Source organism: Mycobacterium canetti CIPT 140010059, assembly GCF_000253375.1.
Taxonomy (GTDB): Bacteria; Actinomycetota; Actinomycetes; order Mycobacteriales; family Mycobacteriaceae; genus Mycobacterium; species Mycobacterium tuberculosis.
The window spans coordinates 4,415,357-4,432,366 of sequence record NC_015848.1 but is presented as its reverse complement, the minus strand read 5'-3'; the positions used below and the strand labels follow the sequence as shown (position 1 = coordinate 4,432,366).

The following is a 17,010-nucleotide window of genomic DNA, read 5'->3' as shown; positions in this document are numbered from 1 at the left end:
GCACTAAGGAGGATGATCCGATATGACGCAGTCGCAGACCGTGACGGTGGATCAGCAAGAGATTTTGAACAGGGCCAACGAGGTGGAGGCCCCGATGGCGGACCCACCGACTGATGTCCCCATCACACCGTGTGAACTCACGGCGGCTAAAAACGCCGCCCAACAGCTGGTATTGTCCGCCGACAACATGCGGGAATACCTGGCGGCCGGTGCCAAAGAGCGGCAGCGTCTGGCGACCTCGCTGCGCAACGCGGCCAAGGCGTATGGCGAGGTTGATGAGGAGGCTGCGACCGCGCTGGACAACGACGGCGAAGGAACTGTGCAGGCAGAATCGGCCGGGGCCGTCGGAGGGGACAGTTCGGCCGAACTAACCGATACGCCGAGGGTGGCCACGGCCGGTGAACCCAACTTCATGGATCTCAAAGAAGCGGCAAGGAAGCTCGAAACGGGCGACCAAGGCGCATCGCTCGCGCACTTTGCGGATGGGTGGAACACTTTCAACCTGACGCTGCAAGGCGACGTCAAGCGGTTCCGGGGGTTTGACAACTGGGAAGGCGATGCGGCTACCGCTTGCGAGGCTTCGCTCGATCAACAACGGCAATGGATACTCCACATGGCCAAATTGAGCGCTGCGATGGCCAAGCAGGCTCAATATGTCGCGCAGCTGCACGTGTGGGCTAGGCGGGAACATCCGACTTATGAAGACATAGTCGGGCTCGAACGGCTTTACGCGGAAAACCCTTCGGCCCGCGACCAAATTCTCCCGGTGTACGCGGAGTACCAGCAGAGGTCGGAGAAGGTGCTGACCGAATACAACAACAAGGCAGCCCTGGAACCGGTAAACCCGCCGAAGCCTCCCCCCGCCATCAAGATCGACCCGCCCCCGCCTCCGCAAGAGCAGGGATTGATCCCTGGCTTCCTGATGCCGCCGTCTGACGGCTCCGGTGTGACTCCCGGTACCGGGATGCCAGCCGCACCGATGGTTCCGCCTACCGGATCGCCGGGTGGTGGCCTCCCGGCTGACACGGCGGCGCAGCTGACGTCGGCTGGGCGGGAAGCCGCAGCGCTGTCGGGCGACGTGGCGGTCAAAGCGGCATCGCTCGGTGGCGGTGGAGGCGGCGGGGTGCCGTCGGCGCCGTTGGGATCCGCGATCGGGGGCGCCGAATCGGTGCGGCCCGCTGGCGCTGGTGACATTGCCGGCTTAGGCCAGGGAAGGGCCGGCGGCGGCGCCGCGCTGGGCGGCGGTGGCATGGGAATGCCGATGGGTGCCGCGCATCAGGGACAAGGGGGCGCCAAGTCCAAGGGTTCTCAGCAGGAAGACGAGGCGCTCTACACCGAGGATCGGGCATGGACCGAGGCCGTCATTGGTAACCGTCGGCGCCAGGACAGTAAGGAGTCGAAGTGAGCATGGACGAATTGGACCCGCATGTCGCCCGGGCGTTGACGCTGGCGGCGCGGTTTCAGTCGGCCCTAGACGGGACGCTCAATCAGATGAACAACGGATCCTTCCGCGCCACCGACGAAGCCGAGACCGTCGAAGTGACGATCAATGGGCACCAGTGGCTCACCGGCCTGCGCATCGAAGATGGTTTGCTGAAGAAGCTGGGTGCCGAGGCGGTGGCTCAGCGGGTCAACGAGGCGCTGCACAATGCGCAGGCCGCGGCGTCCGCGTATAACGACGCGGCGGGCGAACAGCTGACCGCTGCGTTATCGGCCATGTCCCGCGCGATGAACGAAGGAATGGCCTAAGCCCATTGTTGCGGTGGTAGCGACTACGCACCGAATGAGCGCCGCAATGCGGTCATTCAGCGCGCCCGACACGGCGTGAGTACGCATTGTCAATGTTTTGACATGGATCGGCCGGGTTCGGAGGGCGCCATAGTCCTGGTCGCCAATATTGCCGCAGCTAGCTGGTCTTAGGTTCGGTTACGCTGGTTAATTATGACGTCCGTTACCACCGAGCGCCCCGTGCGACAGCGCGGCCAGCGCAAGCGAGGTGACCACCCGGCTGATCGCCCAAGCGGTGCATCATGCGCGCGGATTCAACGGGTTACTGCGAATACCGGCGCGGGGTGGATCCAGCGGCCGAGCCGGCGTGAAATGCCGGAGGCCAACCGGACGGTGATCCGCGAGGCGATCTGGCGGTTTGGGGAGGGCAGTAGGGGATGAGTATTACCAGGCCGACGGGCAGCTATGCCAGACAGATGCTGGATCCGGGCGGCTGGGTGGAAGCCGATGAAGACACTTTCTATGACCGGGCCCAGGAATATAGCCAGGTTTTGCAAAGGGTCACCGATGTATTGGACACCTGCCGCCAGCAGAAAGGCCACGTCTTCGAAGGCGGCCTATGGTCCGGCGGCGCCGCCAATGCTGCCAACGGCGCCCTGGGTGCAAACATCAATCAATTGATGACGCTGCAGGATTATCTCGCCACGGTGATTACCTGGCACAGGCATATTGCCGGGTTGATTGAGCAAGCTAAATCCGATATCGGCAATAATGTGGATGGCGCTCAACGGGAGATCGATATCCTGGAGAATGACCCTAGCCTGGATGCTGATGAGCGCCATACCGCCATCAATTCATTGGTCACGGCGACGCATGGGGCCAATGTCAGTCTGGTCGCGGAGACCGCTGAGCGGGTGCTGGAATCCAAGAATTGGAAACCTCCGAAGAACGCACTCGAGGATTTGCTTCAGCAGAAGTCGCCGCCACCCCCAGACGTGCCTACCCTGGTCGTGCCATCCCCGGGCACACCGGGCACACCGGGCACACCGGTCACGCCGGTCACACCGGGCACACCGGGCACACCGGTCACGCCGGGAACCCCGATCACGCCGGGAACCCCGATCACGCCGGGAACCCCGATCACGCCGGGAACCCCGATCACCCCGGGAACCCCAATCACACCCATCCCGGGAGCGCCGGTAACTCCGATCACACCAACGCCCGGCACTCCCTTCACGCCGGTGACCCCGGGCAAGCCGGTCACCCCGGTGACCCCGGTCAAACCGGGCACACCAGGCGAGCCAACCCCGATCACGCCGGTCACCCCCCCGGTCGCCCCGGCCACACCGGCAACCCCGGCCACGCCCGTTACCCCAGCTCCCGCTCCACACCCGCAGCCGGCTCCGGCACCGGCGCCATCGCCTGGGCCCCAGCCGGTTACACCGGCCACTCCCGGTCCGTCTGGTCCAGCAACACCGGGCACCCCAGGGGGCGAGCCGGCGCCGCACGTCAAACCCGCGGCGTTGGCGGAGCAACCTGGGGTGCCGGGCCAGCATGCGGGCGGGGGGACGCAGTCGGGGCCTGCCCATGCGGACGAATCCGCCGCGTCGGTGACGCCGGCTGCGGCGTCCGGTGTCCCGGGCGCACGGGCGGCGGCCGCCGCGCCGAGCGGTACCGCCGTGGGAGCGGGCGCGCGTTCGAGCGTGGGTACGGCCGCGGCCTCGGGCGCGGGGTCGCATGCTGCCACTGGGCGGGCGCCGGTGGCTACCTCGGACAAGGCGGCGGCACCGAGCACGCGGGCGGCCTCGGCGCGGACGGCACCTCCTGCCCGCCCGCCGTCGACCGATCACATCGACAAACCCGATCGCAGCGAGTCTGCAGATGACGGTACGCCGGTGTCGATGATCCCGGTGTCGGCGGCTCGGGCGGCACGCGACGCCGCCACTGCAGCTGCCAGCGCCCGCCAGCGTGGCCGCGGTGATGCGCTGCGGTTGGCGCGACGCATCGCGGCGGCGCTCAACGCGTCCGACAACAACGCGGGCGACTACGGGTTCTTCTGGATCACCGCGGTGACCACCGACGGTTCCATCGTCGTGGCCAACAGCTATGGGCTGGCCTACATACCCGACGGGATGGAATTGCCGAACAAGGTGTACTTGGCCAGCGCGGATCACGCCATCCCGGTTGACGAAATTGCACGCTGTGCCACCTACCCGGTTTTGGCCGTGCAAGCCTGGGCGGCTTTCCACGACATGACGCTGCGGGCGGTGATCGGTACCGCGGAGCAGTTGGCCAGTTCGGATCCCGGTGTGGCCAAGATTGTGCTGGAGCCAGATGACATCCCGGAGAGCGGCAAAATGACGGGCCGGTCGCGGCTGGAGGTCGTCGACCCCTCGGCGGCGGCTCAGCTGGCCGACACTACCGATCAGCGTTTGCTCGACTTGTTGCCGCCGGCGCCGGTGGATGTCAATCCACCGGGCGATGAGCGGCACATGCTGTGGTTCGAGCTGATGAAGCCCATGACCAGCACCGCTACCGGCCGCGAGGCCGCCCATCTGCGGGCGTTCCGGGCCTACGCTGCCCACTCACAGGAGATTGCCCTGCACCAGGCGCACACTGCGACTGACGCGGCCGTCCAGCGTCTGGCTGTCGCGGACTGGCTGTACTGGCAATACGTCACCGGGTTGCTCGACCGGGCCTTGGCCGCCGCATCCTGACGAGCCAGCACAGCAACAGGCGCTGCGCGCGAGACGGAGCCGCTGGCAGGCCCGGTCTACAACGTCTACAACGTTGTGGTTGTTGAGGGTGCCGGAGTCGACGGCTCGACGGGGGCTGCCAACGGACTCGCCGATGGGCGGGCACCGGCTCCGGTATCCATGGCTTGCGCGGGAACGCCCCCGCCGGGCTGCTGGCCCGGTGATGCGCCGGCGCCTTCGTCACGTGCCGCGGCAACGACCTCGGCCGGCTGCACGTCGCCCTGGTCGCCCTGATCGTCGTTTGTCGCTTCGTGGACCGGCTCCGCTTGCTCGGTGGCCGGTTTTTCAGCGCTGGCAAGCTGTGCGGGCATTGGGCCGCTGCCGCCCTGCGCGCCCTGGGCGGCCTGTTGGGCGGTTTGACTGATCGTCTGAGCGATGGGGGATGCGTTTTGCGACATCTGAACGGCGTGCGGAGCCAGCTGAACGAGTTGCGGCACCGTCGCAACAACACGGGGTGCCAGCTCAGCGGCTGTCTCGCCGAGCTGGGTCGTGACCTGTGACACGGGTGTGCTCAGCAGCTGGGTGGCCTGACTTGGCTGACCGACCGAGGCGACGCCAGCCAGGCCTTCGCCCGACGAGCCGAATGCATACTGGCTCAAACTGGTTCCCAGTGACTGATCGGTTTTCGCATAGACGTCCGCCGCGGCGTTCATGTTGGATGCTGTTCGGGTCAGGGCGGCTTTCACGCCGGGCAGCCCGTCACTGACCAGCGATTCGATGCTTGGCATGGTCTCGTTGATTGCTGCTACCACCGAATCCGTTCCGCTGACGGCGATCGGTGCCGGAAGCTGCGGAAAAACGAGGCCGGCCAATTTCGCGGCCGCTGCGCTCAAGCCGGTGGGATCGACGGCCAACGGTTCAGCCATTGCCGGATCTCCTATACGTGTTCCCCATCGAGCAAATTTTACCGGACACGCCACACGCTCAATCGCAGCAATTTTGTCGGGCGCCGAAGGTATGCAAACCTGCGCCGTGTCCTCGATGTTCTGTCAGGAACCGCCAATCAGCGGATCCGGCTCAGAACCGGATATTGCGGACCGTGTCGTACACCCCGGTGATCCACAGCAGCATGGGAATGATGGCAGCGATCATGGCGCCGTCGATCAATTCCAGAGTTCGTTTTACGACCGGTGAAACGCGCCGGACGTGAGCCATCGACCCGACCACCACGAGCGCAACCAGGGCCACCGTGAGGTAGACGCTCAACAACAGCCAGGCATAGTGCGGGTACCAGATGATGAGTTTGGCCGTCAGACCCGTCGGAATCGCGACCGTCGCCGCCAGCAACGCCCACGCACACCAGCGCTCGGCGTAAAGCCGCGAGCGAAATCCGCAGACGGTCGTGATCAAACCCGCGACCACCAGGCTGTGTACAAAGAAGTGCCCGCGCACCACGACCGCGATGGCACCGGCAGCCAGAATCAGGGTGCCCGACGTGACGTATCCGATGAGAAGTTGCTTGGCCAGTTTGCTGCGCTCGGTGAGGCGGACCGCGGACGCGGGCACCGACGCGATGATGGCCTGCCAGGTCGGGGTTTCTTCGCTGGTAGCCTCCGGGGTCGCGACGGGATCGAGCAACTCCTCGTTGTCCACGGTTTCGCCGGGTACCGGAATCGGCGGCAGCGCGATCCGCGCGACCGCGACGGTCAGCTTGGCCGCATTCGTCACAATGAACAGCCCGAATGCGATCCCCCCCGCGGGGACCCAGTCCTGGTATCCATAGCCGAAGGCAGCGGCGGCCGCGATGACCGCGATAGCGGTGATCACGGCAAACGACGCCAACTCATGCCGCTTCCGAGGGCCGCCCCGCGTCATCAAGGTCAAAAACAGAACGGCCGTAGCGGCGCCGGCAACTTGCGGCGCCCCCAACGAGTTGACCCCGCGCGGCAACGGCACGGCCAGCGCTGCGGCGGTTGCGATCAGCAGATACGTCGTGACCAGTAGGCACTCGGCAAGGTGGCCACTCTGGTAGAACCTGTTTGCGACGAAGCTGCCTACCAGCACAGCGATCCCCAGGATGCCAATCGCCAACGGCCACCACAAGCTACGCCCAGTTTCCCACCACGCCCGCATCGCCATCCCGATGACGGGCGCGGTCAAGAGCGGGATCGCCGCCCCCACAAAGCGATTCAATGCCGTGCGGTCGAACTCAGGTGACTCGTCAAGCACGGCGATCGCGTCGATGACATCCTCGACCAACGGTCGGTAGCGCTCGGTGCGACTCACCGACACCAGAGTCAGCAGTGACCCGTCGACCACCCCGGCGTCATCGAGTGACTGGTCGAGCTTCAGCGGCGGCGATCCGGGACGAGCGAACGCCCACAGGCCTTGCGCGGTAAAGTCGAAGCCGCCGAGTACATCAGCCGGCGTGTCTTCCAACACCTCGGAAAGCACCGCGACGGTGTCGTCAATATAGGTTTCCATCGGCACCGCCGCTGGCAGTACCAAATCGGTCATCCGTCTGCCGGTCAGGATCGTCACCCGGGTGGTGGCAGGCCGCGCAGCGGTTGCCCCCGCGGCGGTAGGACCAGCAGCAACAGCAGGTGCGCTCAACGACGTCCAGCCCTCTCGAAATCGTCGGATAGCGCTGCGGCCAATTCGAGGACCTTGCGCTTGTAGATAGGGTCGAGCAAGTCGAGTGAAATCTCGGTTCCGGCCGCAATGTGCCTGTCCCACGGCATGACCACGACCCGGCCGGGTTGAACTTGCTGTTCGAAATGCCGCACCAGGTCTTTAACTGCGACATTGGGTTCTCCCGGCATGATGTGATTGATGACCACGCATGCGCGGCTCGCCAAATCTTGGTAACCGTTGTTGCGCAACCAGTCCAACGCGACCGAGGCTTGCTGTGCGCCGTCGATTGAGACACTTGCCACGACCACGACACCGGACACCGTGGACAGCACGCCGCGGGTCAGCGGGTCGAAGAAGCCGGCCCCACAATCAGCCAAGACGAGGTTGTAAAACCTCGACGCCGGATCGGCGATGAAATGCCAGTCGGCGTCGCTGAGCGCGCGCTGCGCCGAGCTGTATTCCGGTGCCGGCAGCACTTCCAGATTGACCGCATTGACACTGGTGTGTGCGCGGATGTCGTTGTAGTGCGACAGCTCTTTTTCTGCAAGCACATCAGCGATGGTCGCGCCCGATTGTCGCCCTACCCGATCGGCGAGGTTTCCGGCGCCTGGATCCGCGTCTAGAGCCAGGATCCGGTCGGCCCGCACCTGAGCCAACGTCGACCCCAACGCTGCTGTCAGCGTGGTTTTGCCAGCCCCACCTTTGAGACCGACGACGGCGATCTGATACGACCCGCGGGGATTGCGGCGGACTCGAGCGTGCAGGTCCAGCTCGTACTTCTCGTCGGGTGACAGGCCCAGGTTGATTCGCGTCAACGCATGCACCCAATGTCGCCAGCCGCGCTGCGACACCACTTTGGGCGGCTTCGTGGCCTTCGGTTTCTGGGGCTTCACCTTCTTAACCTTCGGCCCCTTGGCCGCCGGCCTTAAGGATTTCTGTGTCGCGTCGAGATCGGGCGCTGCGCGCTTGCGGCGACGACCGCCAGTGGTTGCGGCCGTAATCGAATCAGGTTGAGCCGCAGCATGTTGAGCGGCTAAGTCGGGGTGGACGCGTCGCTCGGCACGCCGACCGGAGTCGCGCTGCGGCGCGGGGCTGGGGGGAGGTTCTGTCGAGGCGGGACGGGTGGGCGGAGCCAGATACGATCTCGGTTGGCCCAACGGCGCCGGCGAGGGCTCCGTTCCGGGGGCGAGCTGCGCGCCGGATGCTTCCTCTGCCCGCAGCCGCGCTTGGATGGATGGACCAGTTGCTACCTTCCCGACGTTTCGTTCGGTGTCTGTGCGATAGCGGTGACCCCGGCGCGCACGTCGGGAGTGTTGGGGGGCAGGCCGGGTCGGTGGTTCGGCCGGGGACGCAAACGGTCTGGACGGAGCGGGCGGGGGTTCGCCGATAGGCATCTTTGCCCAGGGCGGTGCGGGTGCGGTGCGCCGGGGTTGTTGTGGCCCGTGCGAGGGTACGTGGGGCGCCGGTGATTCCGGTTGCTGCGGCGCTCCGGTTGGCGTTTGTGGTGTCGGTGGTCTGGGGGGCGCCAACTGGGATTCGGTTGGGGTGGGTGCAGGTCCGGCGATGGGCATCGGAGGTGCGGGTGGTTTGGGTGGGGCCGGTTCGGGTCCGGCGATGGGCATGGGGGGTGTGGGTGGTTTAGATGCGGCCGGTTCCGGCGAGGGCGGCTCTCCTGCGGCGATCGGCATCGGAGTTGGCGGAGGCGGAGGTGGGGGTGGGGGTGGTGGCGGCGGGGCCGACACGAACCGCTCCGACAGGCCGTCGGACGTCGGGGGCGGAGTCTGGCCGTTGGGCTTCGGTAGGTTTGCCGATGCGGGCGCCGGCGGAAACGAAGCACTGGGGTCGAAGAACGGCTGCGCTGCCGTATCGTCCGGAGCTTCCATACCTTCGTGCGGCCGGAAGAGCTTGTCGTAGTCGGCCGCCATGACAACCTCTCAGAGTGCGCTCAAACGTATAAACACGAGAAAGGGCGAGACCGACGGAAGGTCGAACTCGCCCGATCCCGTGTTTCGCTATTCTACGCGAACTCGGCGTTGCCCTATGCGAACATCCCAGTGACGTTGCCTTCGGTCGAAGCCATTGCCTGACCGGCTTCGCTGATCGTCCGCGCCAGGTTCTGCAGCGCGTTGTTCAGCTCGGTAGCCGTGGCGTCCCATTTTTGCTGGACACCCTGGTACGCCTCCGAACCGCTACCGCCCCAGGCCGCTGCGAGCTTGGTCAGGGACTGCTTCCCCTCGTCAAGGAGGGAATGAATGGACGTGACATTTCCCTGGATTGCGCTTGCCGCGGCCTCGATACCCGCGAAATTCCACTGCTGCTCTGTCATGTTTTTGCTCCGTTTCTTTTCGTATTAGCGGGTCAGAAGCCCATTTGCGAGGACAGCGCCTGCTGCTGCTCCTCGTCGGCCCTCGAGTATTGGACGCCGGCCTGACGAATATTCGTCGAGATCTCGTCGAGTTCCTGCTTCTGCTTATTGGCCGCTTCTTGGAAGCGCACCACCGCGGCCTGGGCGGCCGTCCCCGCCGCGCCGCGCCACTGGCCCTGCAACGAACCTGCCGTCGACTCCACCTGGTCGATCTGGGTTTTCAGGTCGCCGGAGATCCGCTCGAAATTACCTGCCTCCTGCGCGAGGGTAGCGGCATCGGTCTTCATCTCTGCCATGCTGGACTACTTTCTCTCTTTACCTTCCTCGCCAAAATGTTGGCAAGTCTTCCGGCCCGGGTGGCCGGGAAGTCTGTTGTCATTACGGGAGCTCACCAGTCGTCCTCGTCGTCCCAGTCGTCCTCGGCGTCTTCTTCACGCTCCTGCGCGAGCGGTGCCGGCGCGACCAGACCCGGCCTGGTGGAGCCGCCGGATTGCGCACCCTGGCCCATCGCTCCCGCACCCACCGGAGCGGCGCCACCCGTCGCCGACGATCCGGCAGCAGCCGCCGGCATCACCGAGGGGGCAACCGGCTTTTCGATCAGCTGAGACATCAGCGGCGTGCGGGTCAACGACCCACCTGCGCCGGGTAGCGACTCCGCGCGCAGCAGGCCCGCGCCCGCGCTGGGGCCTGATCCACCAGCCAGCGGATGGTTCGATAGCGGACTGGTGCCGAGCAGGCCCATCTGCGCGGCTTCCTCGTCGGCTGGGTTGCCGCCGCCGGTGCCGCCCACCTGGCTGAACAACGACGTCACCTGCTGCAGCGGCTGGGTCAGCTGCTGCATCGGGCCGCTCATCTCACCCAGTTGGCCGAGGGTCTGGGTAGCCGCCGGCGGCAACTGGCCAACCGGTGTTGAGCTGCCGGGGGAGGGCATTCCGAAGATCGGGTTCGTCGTGCTCTGGCTCGCGCCGGGATCAAGGATCGACGCCATCGGCTCGAGCTTCTCGAAAAGCGTGTTAACCGCGGTCTCGGCCTGGTAGACCTCCATTGCCAGGGCTGCCTGGTTCCACATACGGATGAAATAATCCATCTCGGTCAACGCGATCGGGATCGTGTTGATACCGAAGAAGTTGGTGGCCGTAAGGACGGCCTGGGTGATGTGGTTGGCGGCGATCTCCGGCAGCGACGGCGTCGTGGCCATGGCCTGGGTGTAAGCCGCGGCTTGCGCCGTCGCCTGCATCGCACGGGTCTTGGCCTGTGTTGACGCGGTTTGTAGCCAGGCCACCATCGGCGTTGCAGCTGCAAGCGCCTTGTCGCTGCCACCTCCAGTCCAGGCTTCTCCCAGAGAGTTCAGGCGCGCGGTCAACTCGACGGCCTGAGCGTCCAGAGCCGCCGAAAGCGTCTGCCATCCCGCGGCCGCCGCAAGCATTGGAGCCGGACCCGCGCCGGCCATCAGCCGTGCGGTATTTAGCTCCGGTGGCATTGCGTGCCACAGCACGGTGATCACTCCCTCCGATGTGTTGGGGGCCTATTAGGCGAAGACGCCGGCGGCGCCGTCGTCGACTTGCGAATAGGTGCGGGCGACGTCCTGGACCGCTTCGCCCGCACGGTGGAGCTGGTCTTGGGCCGATACATTGGAAGCCAGCAATTGGATGCCCTCCGATGTGAACGCCGTCGCCGCTTGGGCGGAGACCTCATCGGCCCCCGCGGGAACCAGCCCGGTCACCGACGTCAGCGCCGTCGAGCCGGCCGTCACGCCGTGCAGAGCGTTGTCGCTCACTTGCGTGCCAATGTCGGCAGCGATCGGATCATGTGACATTTTTTCCATTTGCCTACTTCTTCCCTCCCTGTATTTGTATCCCGTACACAAACCGTTCGGTTATAGCCGGAAACAAACCCGATGGTCAGCATTGCCCGAACTCGATTACCGGGCTGAGCTCGGGTCCTGCTACACCGGCAATGAAATAATCTTAACCGGCGCTTGGGGGTGCTGCGAACACTTCTTCTGGAGGCTCGATGTAGGGGGCCTGGATGACCTCTTTGCCGTCTGGCGAGACGAGAAATGCCTGGCCAGGGGGGCGCCGCTTGACCTTGAACTCACTGGACGGGAATTCCTGCTTCTCGCCCGAAAGGAACATTGTCGGAGCGCCCGACCCGAATGCGGCGCCGACGAACTTGTCCATGGTTGCCTTGTAAGCCTGGCTCATCTGACAGGTGACAATGATGTGCAACCCGATATCTGCCGCCGCCGGCAATAACGGGGCCAGCGGTGCCATCGGCGGCATCCCCCCGGCGGCTCCCACGATCATGTGCCAATCGTCGACCAGAAGCACGACGTCAAATCCGCTCCACCACGAACGCGAGCGTAGCTGCGCCGTCGTCAGGTCGGTCGGCGGCAACCGCTTCTTCAGGTTGACCGCCAGTGCTTGAACGGCCTCGTCTAGCGACGCGCTGTTGCGGTTGATCGCGCCGGCGCCCAGCAGATGGGTGTCCGGCACCGCGTCCAGCAGGCCCGAGCGGTAGTCCGCGAGCATGAACCGCACCTGCTGGGGACTGTTTCGGGCACAAATGGCGCGCGCGATCGCGTGGGCAATGGTCGTCTTGCCCGATTTGGCCGCACCGAAGATCAGTAGGTGCGGGTTCGTGTGCATGTGGCAGTGAGCCGGCGTCAGGTCCGTCTCGCGCAAGCCGATCGGAATCTCCCAGCGAGTGCGGTAGTCGGACTCTGGCCCCGGCGGGTTCGGGTCGAGTTCGTGCAGGTGGATACGCTCCGGCAGGACTCGCACCGGAGGTGCCTGTTCGGTGTGCTGGGACGCGATCTGCGTCACCCCCGCGGTGATCGCCTCCACCAGGTTCTCGGCGCTGTGCACGCCGTCGAACCTGGGCACGCCGATCATCAGATGGTGCTTTTCCATCGACACTGCCCGACCCGGACGATTGGCCGGGATCTCGCGGGTAATGCGGTCGATCTGGGTTTCATTGACGTCACCAAGCCGGAACTCGATCTTGGTGCCGAGGTAGTCGCGAACACGCGACTTCAGCTCTGTCCAGCGTGGCGTGGAGATGATGACGTGAACGCCGAACGCCAGCCCCTGGGCGGCCAGATCTTGGACCTGCCCCTCGAGGTCGGGGAACTCGCCGACAAAACCGGGCCATCCGTCGATGATCAGAAAGACGTCGCCGTATGGATCGGCCGCAACGGGTTGACTTGGATCGTCACGCAGCTGCCGGTACATCCCGATCGAGCCCACTCGGTGTTCCTTGAAGGTGGTTTCACGCTGCCGCATGACGGCTTGCATCTCTGCGACCACCCGGTTGACCTTGTCGGGCTCGGACCGATTGGCTACCCCACCGACGTGTGGAAGGTTTTCGAGATAGATCAGCCCGCCGCCACCTAGGTCGATGCAATAGAACTGAACGTTGCGCGGTGAGTGTGTGGCGGCGGCCGACATCACCATCGTCTGCAGCAGCGTCGACTTCCCGGTTTGAGGTGCGCCCCCAATACCGATGTTGCCGCCGGCCCCGGAAACGTCTACGCCCCACACATCCTGTAGATGGCGGCGCGGTTCATCCATGATCCCCAGGGCAAATCGCAGGGGTTGTCGCCGATCACGGGCGATGAGCTCGTTGAGCGGGACCGGATTGGTCAACGGCGGCAGCCACATCTTGTACGCACGCGATTCAGCAGTGCCGAGCTGGTCCAGCACAACCTCGCGCAGCGTCCGTACTTCCGGTTCAGCAGTCATTGGCGCCGCTCCTTCTTATCGCTGAGCTTTGCATCGTCGCCGGCGCGGGTCGTTGGCGCCGCTCCTCCTCATCGCTGCGCTTTGCATCGTCGCCGGCGCGGGCCGTTGGCGCCGCTCCTCCTCATCGCTGCGCTTTGCATCGTCGCCGGCGCGGGTCACGGTGTCGGCGCCTCCTCGAGAACCGGTGCCGCGGTGAACCTGTGAATGCGCGCGGCTTGTCTAGTGGTCTGTTGACCGGGCCCTCCGGCTTCACCATTGGTTTCGACGCCTGCCGCCGGCGGCATGTATGGCCCACTGATGTAGAAGGTGCTGAACTTGACCGGGTCTTCCATGCCGACCCGGAGAAACCCGACACCGCTCTCCTTGTTGGTGATGTACTGCGCCTCCGGTGTGCCGATTACCGCCTTGGATTCATGAGAGCTGGTGGTGCGCAATGCGATTCGATATGTCAGGTTTGGCTCCAGTTTGTCGATGCGAACACCGCCGGTCTGCAGCGACTGGGTAGCCAGCAGCAGATGGACCCTCAGCGACCGCCCGACGCGGCAGATCCGGTCGAACAGCCCGATGAAGTCCGGGTGACTCTGCAACAGCTCGGCGAACTCGTCGACGACGACGAAAAGCGTTGGCAGCGGGGGTAGGTCGGCACCGCGTTCGCGGTACTTCTCGTATTCGGCCACGCCGGACAGGGCTCCGGCCGCGCCGACCTTCATCCCGGCCTGTCGGAGGATCGACTGGCGCCGATCGAGCTCTCCGGTCAACACCTCGCCCATCCGGCTGACGAGCTCGGCTTCCTCGGCCATGTTGGTGACGACAGCGGCAGTGTGCGGAAGCTTTTCCATTCCCAGGAAGGTTGAACCACCTTTGAAGTCGGTGAGCAGGAGATTCACCTGATCTGGATGAGTCATTGCCACCAGCGACAGGATCAGGGTGCGCAGGAATTCGGACTTCCCAGACCCCGTGGTCCCGATGAGCATGCCGTGCGGTCCGGCGCCGAATTCCGCGCCCTCTTTGATGTCCAGGTACATGACGTTGCCGGTCTTTAGTTCATGACCAAACGGGATCTTTAGCCGGTCACGGTCGGTGTCGGTGTACATCCTCCAGCGGGAAGGTGTTATCTCCTCGACACTTTGCGCACCGACCAGCTGGTGCCAGTCGGTGGCCACCTTCTTCTGGACCCGCGACGTCTTGTCGAGGATGGTGCCCGTGATGGACCATCCAGCCAACTTTCGCGCGATACGGCTGGCTTGCTGCGGCGACATCCGATCGGTGACCGATGTCACCTGGCGAAACGATTGGTTAGGGAGCCGGTCATCAGCCGTCCCATCCTCGTGCACCCTGATGCGGTAGGCCGAGCCGCGATGGTTGCCCAACGTGATCACCGTGACACCGGCCCTACCGTCGGGCGGGAATCCAGCCTTGCCGCCGGTCAGGTCGACGACGACTACGTAGGGGCCGCCGGGAAGCGAATCGGGTGCGTGTGGCCCGCGCGCGGCCAGGTCCGACAGACCTTCCTGGCGCGTGAAGATCAGCCGGGTGGACCCGGCCGCATCGGTTTCGGTCTGGTGCTGCACGTGCGGAAGCCATTTGAGCCAGGACCAGTCGGGGTCATCGGGTTCCTCGGTGAGCACCCGGATCTGCAGCAGGTCCGGTGGGTGGAACACGGCTAGGTGACAGATCATCGCCGTCATCAGGCCGGCTGCCCCCGCCAAGTCCCCGCCGATCGCGATAGTCGGAAAGGTACGGAGTTGCAGCAGTTTCGGGCAGTCATGGATCAATCCATGGGTTCGTAGAAACTTGACCACCCACATATGACTGACCGGCTCCAGGAACGGCTGAGGCGCTGCGCTGGCGGCGGCCAACTCCCCGCCGACGGCCGGCTTCAATAATCGATCCACCGCCGGCTGGTCACCGATACCGATTCGGGTGGCCGCATAGAAGTCGGCGTTGGCCGGCCGGGACCACTGCCGTTGGGTGCCGACGATCGACAACAGATCCTCGGGATGCGGCGCGTGGTAGGAGAAGAACGCCACCTGAGAGGTGGCCGAGGACGTCACCCGGGTGCGTAGTCCTGCCAAATACCGCAGGTACTCCTTGCGGTCGGCGTTGATTTCGGGCACCTTCTTGCCGCCACCACCGGTGCTACCGGCCAGACCGCCGACCATCATCACGATCATCATCAGCGGCATCATCAACATGTACGGCGACAGCTGCCTGGTGCCGCCGGCCACCATGATGGCGATCATGCCGAGCATGGCGCCACCCATCACGTAGGGAAGGATCTTTTGGACGCCCGACGGTGGGATGTCGATACCCAGGTCATCGGGCGGCGTGAGGCTGATCTCGCCCGGGGTCAACCGGGGGCCACGGGTAATGGTGGGAGTGAACTTCTTGGTCGTCATCAGGGGGCTCCGGAGGCTCCGGCGGGAACTTTTCGGGGGCTAGGGTCAGCGGGCAGCGTGTCGTGCTCGAGCAGTGCGGCATCTTTCGATAGCACCGGACCGTCGACCAGGAGACGAACGATCTCCCAGGGCGCGTTTTGGGGTGAACTCAGGCCCAGCGACTTGGCTGTCTCCGCGTTAGGCACCCCATAACGCACGCCCTGTGGATCGATGTAGTACATCGATTCGGTGTATCGAGGATCGGGGGATTGCAGTGCCACGAATTTTCCGCCGTCGAGGTAAACGGTCGCCGTCCCGTGGATCTGCTTGATACCCATGTTCATCGCTGAGGGCGATATCGGCAGATGCCGGCCGGACAGCACCGTCGACTGCGGCGACTGGTCGCCGGCGCTGCGTTGCCATGACCAGCACAGCGCGGGATCCTGCGGCCGGGACACGATCTTGAGCGGTTCATCGGGTAGCGGTGAGGGGTATACGCGTTCGGCGATTCTGACGACCAGACTGGGCACCATTGCCGGTGGCGCGACCAGCCCGTGCGCCTGGGTGGCGCGCAGCGCCGCAGCGGTTGTCGCGTTGACCTGCGCGATGCCGTCGGGCAGCACCACATAGTATTGCGGGCCCTTGTCGGTGTGGATCTGGAAGACCGATCCGATCACTAGATCATCAGGTAGGCCAAGCGAATTGGGCGCGCCCGCCGCCGGTATCGGCGGCAGCTGCCAGGGCCCCATATCAGGCAGCGCGTTGAACATGCCCTCCGAGATCGGGGTTGGCCTGGCCGTCACCGGTATCCCCATCGACGAGGTGAGGGCGCGGTCGGTCAGATCTATGGCGTGGCGTCCCTTAGTTGTGACGATCCAGGTTTGGCCCTGGTAGGACACCAGCACCGCTTCGTGTGACTGGAGCGGATCGATCGAGGCATCGATCTCCAACGGCATCGCGATGACCGCGGTCTGCACTACCGGGGAAGTGGAGTCGGCTCGGGCGACGGTGTCGCATAGGGTCCAGATCGAGGTGCTGCCCGCCAAAACAGGCGTGGCGTAGGGGGCGCCGGGGATTCCAACGGTCTGGCCCATCGGCAGCTTGCTCAGTTCGGAGGACTTCACGGTGGCCGGGTTGGCCGGATTGCCCAGCACCAGCCGCGCCGAAGTCAGGTTGTAGACCGGATGCAACTGTCCGGACAGCAGCACGTAAAGCTGGTTGGTCGCGCGGTCGGTGAACAGGCTGGTGCCGCCGAGTTTGCCTTGTGGTTTGAAGTACGCCAGCAGCGCGGCACCCGCCAGAATCAGGACCGCGACGACGATGCCAAGAGCGATCGAGCGGCTGTAGAACTGCAGCGGGTCGTCAAACATCCGGGTGTCCCGGCGCACGATGGCGTGTTCGAGCCGGCGCAGCAGAAAACGCCAGCCGCTAACCTGAACCTTGGTGGTGAGGCGAAGCCCCATAGT

General features: G+C 64.9%; 13 protein-coding genes and 1 pseudogene. 3 read left to right on the top strand and 11 right to left on the bottom strand.

Going from position 1 to position 17,010, the window contains the following annotated elements:
* Positions 1–22: 22 nt before the first annotated feature.
* From espB to espK, 3 genes are all read left to right on the top strand, one after another.
* Positions 23–1,405 carry an EspB family ESX-1 secretion system-associated protein gene (espB, locus tag MCAN_RS20520; protein WP_003399995.1) on the top strand — a complete coding sequence of 461 codons (1,383 nt, stop codon included), beginning with the start codon at positions 23–25 and terminating at the stop codon, positions 1,403–1,405.
* Positions 1,402–1,749, top strand: a complete 348-nt coding sequence (espL, locus tag MCAN_RS20515; protein WP_003399988.1) for a type VII secretion system ESX-1 associated protein EspL — start codon at positions 1,402–1,404, stop codon at positions 1,747–1,749. Before espB ends, espL begins: the two co-directional genes overlap by 4 nt.
* 416 nt (positions 1,750–2,165) lie before the next feature.
* Positions 2,166–4,445: a type VII secretion system ESX-1 associated protein EspK gene (espK, locus tag MCAN_RS23795; RefSeq protein ID WP_014002013.1), complete on the top strand. Its 2,280-nt coding sequence runs from the start codon at positions 2,166–2,168 to the stop codon at positions 4,443–4,445.
* 65 nt (positions 4,446–4,510) lie between these two features.
* Here the strand turns inward: espK and espJ are convergent, their stop codons facing one another.
* The 11 genes and pseudogenes from espJ to eccB1 form a co-directional block, all read right to left on the bottom strand.
* Positions 4,511–5,350, bottom strand: a complete 840-nt coding sequence (gene espJ / locus MCAN_RS20505) for a type VII secretion system ESX-1 associated protein EspJ (RefSeq protein ID WP_014002012.1) — start codon at positions 5,348–5,350, stop codon at positions 4,511–4,513.
* Between the two features lie 151 nt (positions 5,351–5,501).
* Positions 5,502–7,037: a type VII secretion system ESX-1 subunit EccD1 gene (gene eccD1, locus MCAN_RS20500; protein ID WP_014002011.1), complete on the bottom strand. Its 1,536-nt coding sequence runs from the start codon at positions 7,035–7,037 to the stop codon at positions 5,502–5,504.
* On the bottom strand, positions 7,034–8,983 hold the full coding sequence (espI, locus tag MCAN_RS20495) for a type VII secretion system ESX-1 associated protein EspI (protein ID WP_014002010.1): 1,950 nt from the start codon (positions 8,981–8,983) through the stop codon (positions 7,034–7,036). The genes eccD1 and espI overlap by 4 nt, the downstream gene beginning before the upstream one ends.
* Before the next feature lie 113 nt (positions 8,984–9,096).
* Positions 9,097–9,384, bottom strand: a complete 288-nt coding sequence (gene esxA, locus MCAN_RS20490) for a type VII secretion system ESX-1 WXG100 family target ESAT-6 (protein WP_003399963.1) — start codon at positions 9,382–9,384, stop codon at positions 9,097–9,099.
* 32 nt (positions 9,385–9,416) lie between these two features.
* Entirely contained in the window at positions 9,417–9,719 is a 303-nt protein-coding gene (esxB, locus tag MCAN_RS20485; RefSeq protein WP_003399940.1) for a type VII secretion system ESX-1 WXG100 family target CFP-10, read from the bottom strand.
* 92 nt (positions 9,720–9,811) lie between these two features.
* Positions 9,812–10,918, bottom strand: a complete 1,107-nt coding sequence (locus MCAN_RS20480) for a type VII secretion system ESX-1 target PPE68 (protein ID WP_014002009.1) — start codon at positions 10,916–10,918, stop codon at positions 9,812–9,814.
* 33 nt (positions 10,919–10,951) lie between these two features.
* The gene (locus MCAN_RS20475) at positions 10,952–11,248 is read right to left on the bottom strand and encodes a type VII secretion system ESX-1 target PE35 (RefSeq protein ID WP_014002008.1); all 297 of its coding nucleotides are present in this window, start codon (positions 11,246–11,248) and stop codon (positions 10,952–10,954) included.
* 142 nt (positions 11,249–11,390) lie between these two features.
* The gene (eccCb1, locus tag MCAN_RS20470; RefSeq protein WP_014002007.1) at positions 11,391–13,166 is read right to left on the bottom strand and encodes a type VII secretion system ESX-1 FtsK/SpoIIIE family ATPase EccCb1; all 1,776 of its coding nucleotides are present in this window, start codon (positions 13,164–13,166) and stop codon (positions 11,391–11,393) included.
* A 66-nt stretch (positions 13,167–13,232) separates the two neighbouring features.
* Positions 13,233–13,306 (bottom strand): annotated as a pseudogene (locus MCAN_RS24260) (hypothetical protein); the annotation flags it as partial.
* A gap of 15 nt (positions 13,307–13,321) precedes the next feature.
* Positions 13,322–15,565, bottom strand: coding sequence for a type VII secretion system ESX-1 FtsK/SpoIIIE family ATPase EccCa1 (gene eccCa1, locus MCAN_RS20465; RefSeq protein WP_003899738.1), 2,244 nt, complete (start codon positions 15,563–15,565; stop codon positions 13,322–13,324).
* Complete coding sequence (eccB1, locus tag MCAN_RS20460) at positions 15,565–17,007, bottom strand: type VII secretion system ESX-1 subunit EccB1 (protein WP_014002006.1); 1,443 nt, start codon at positions 17,005–17,007, stop codon at positions 15,565–15,567. The genes eccCa1 and eccB1 overlap by 1 nt, the downstream gene beginning before the upstream one ends.
* Positions 17,008–17,010 lie beyond the last annotated feature (3 nt).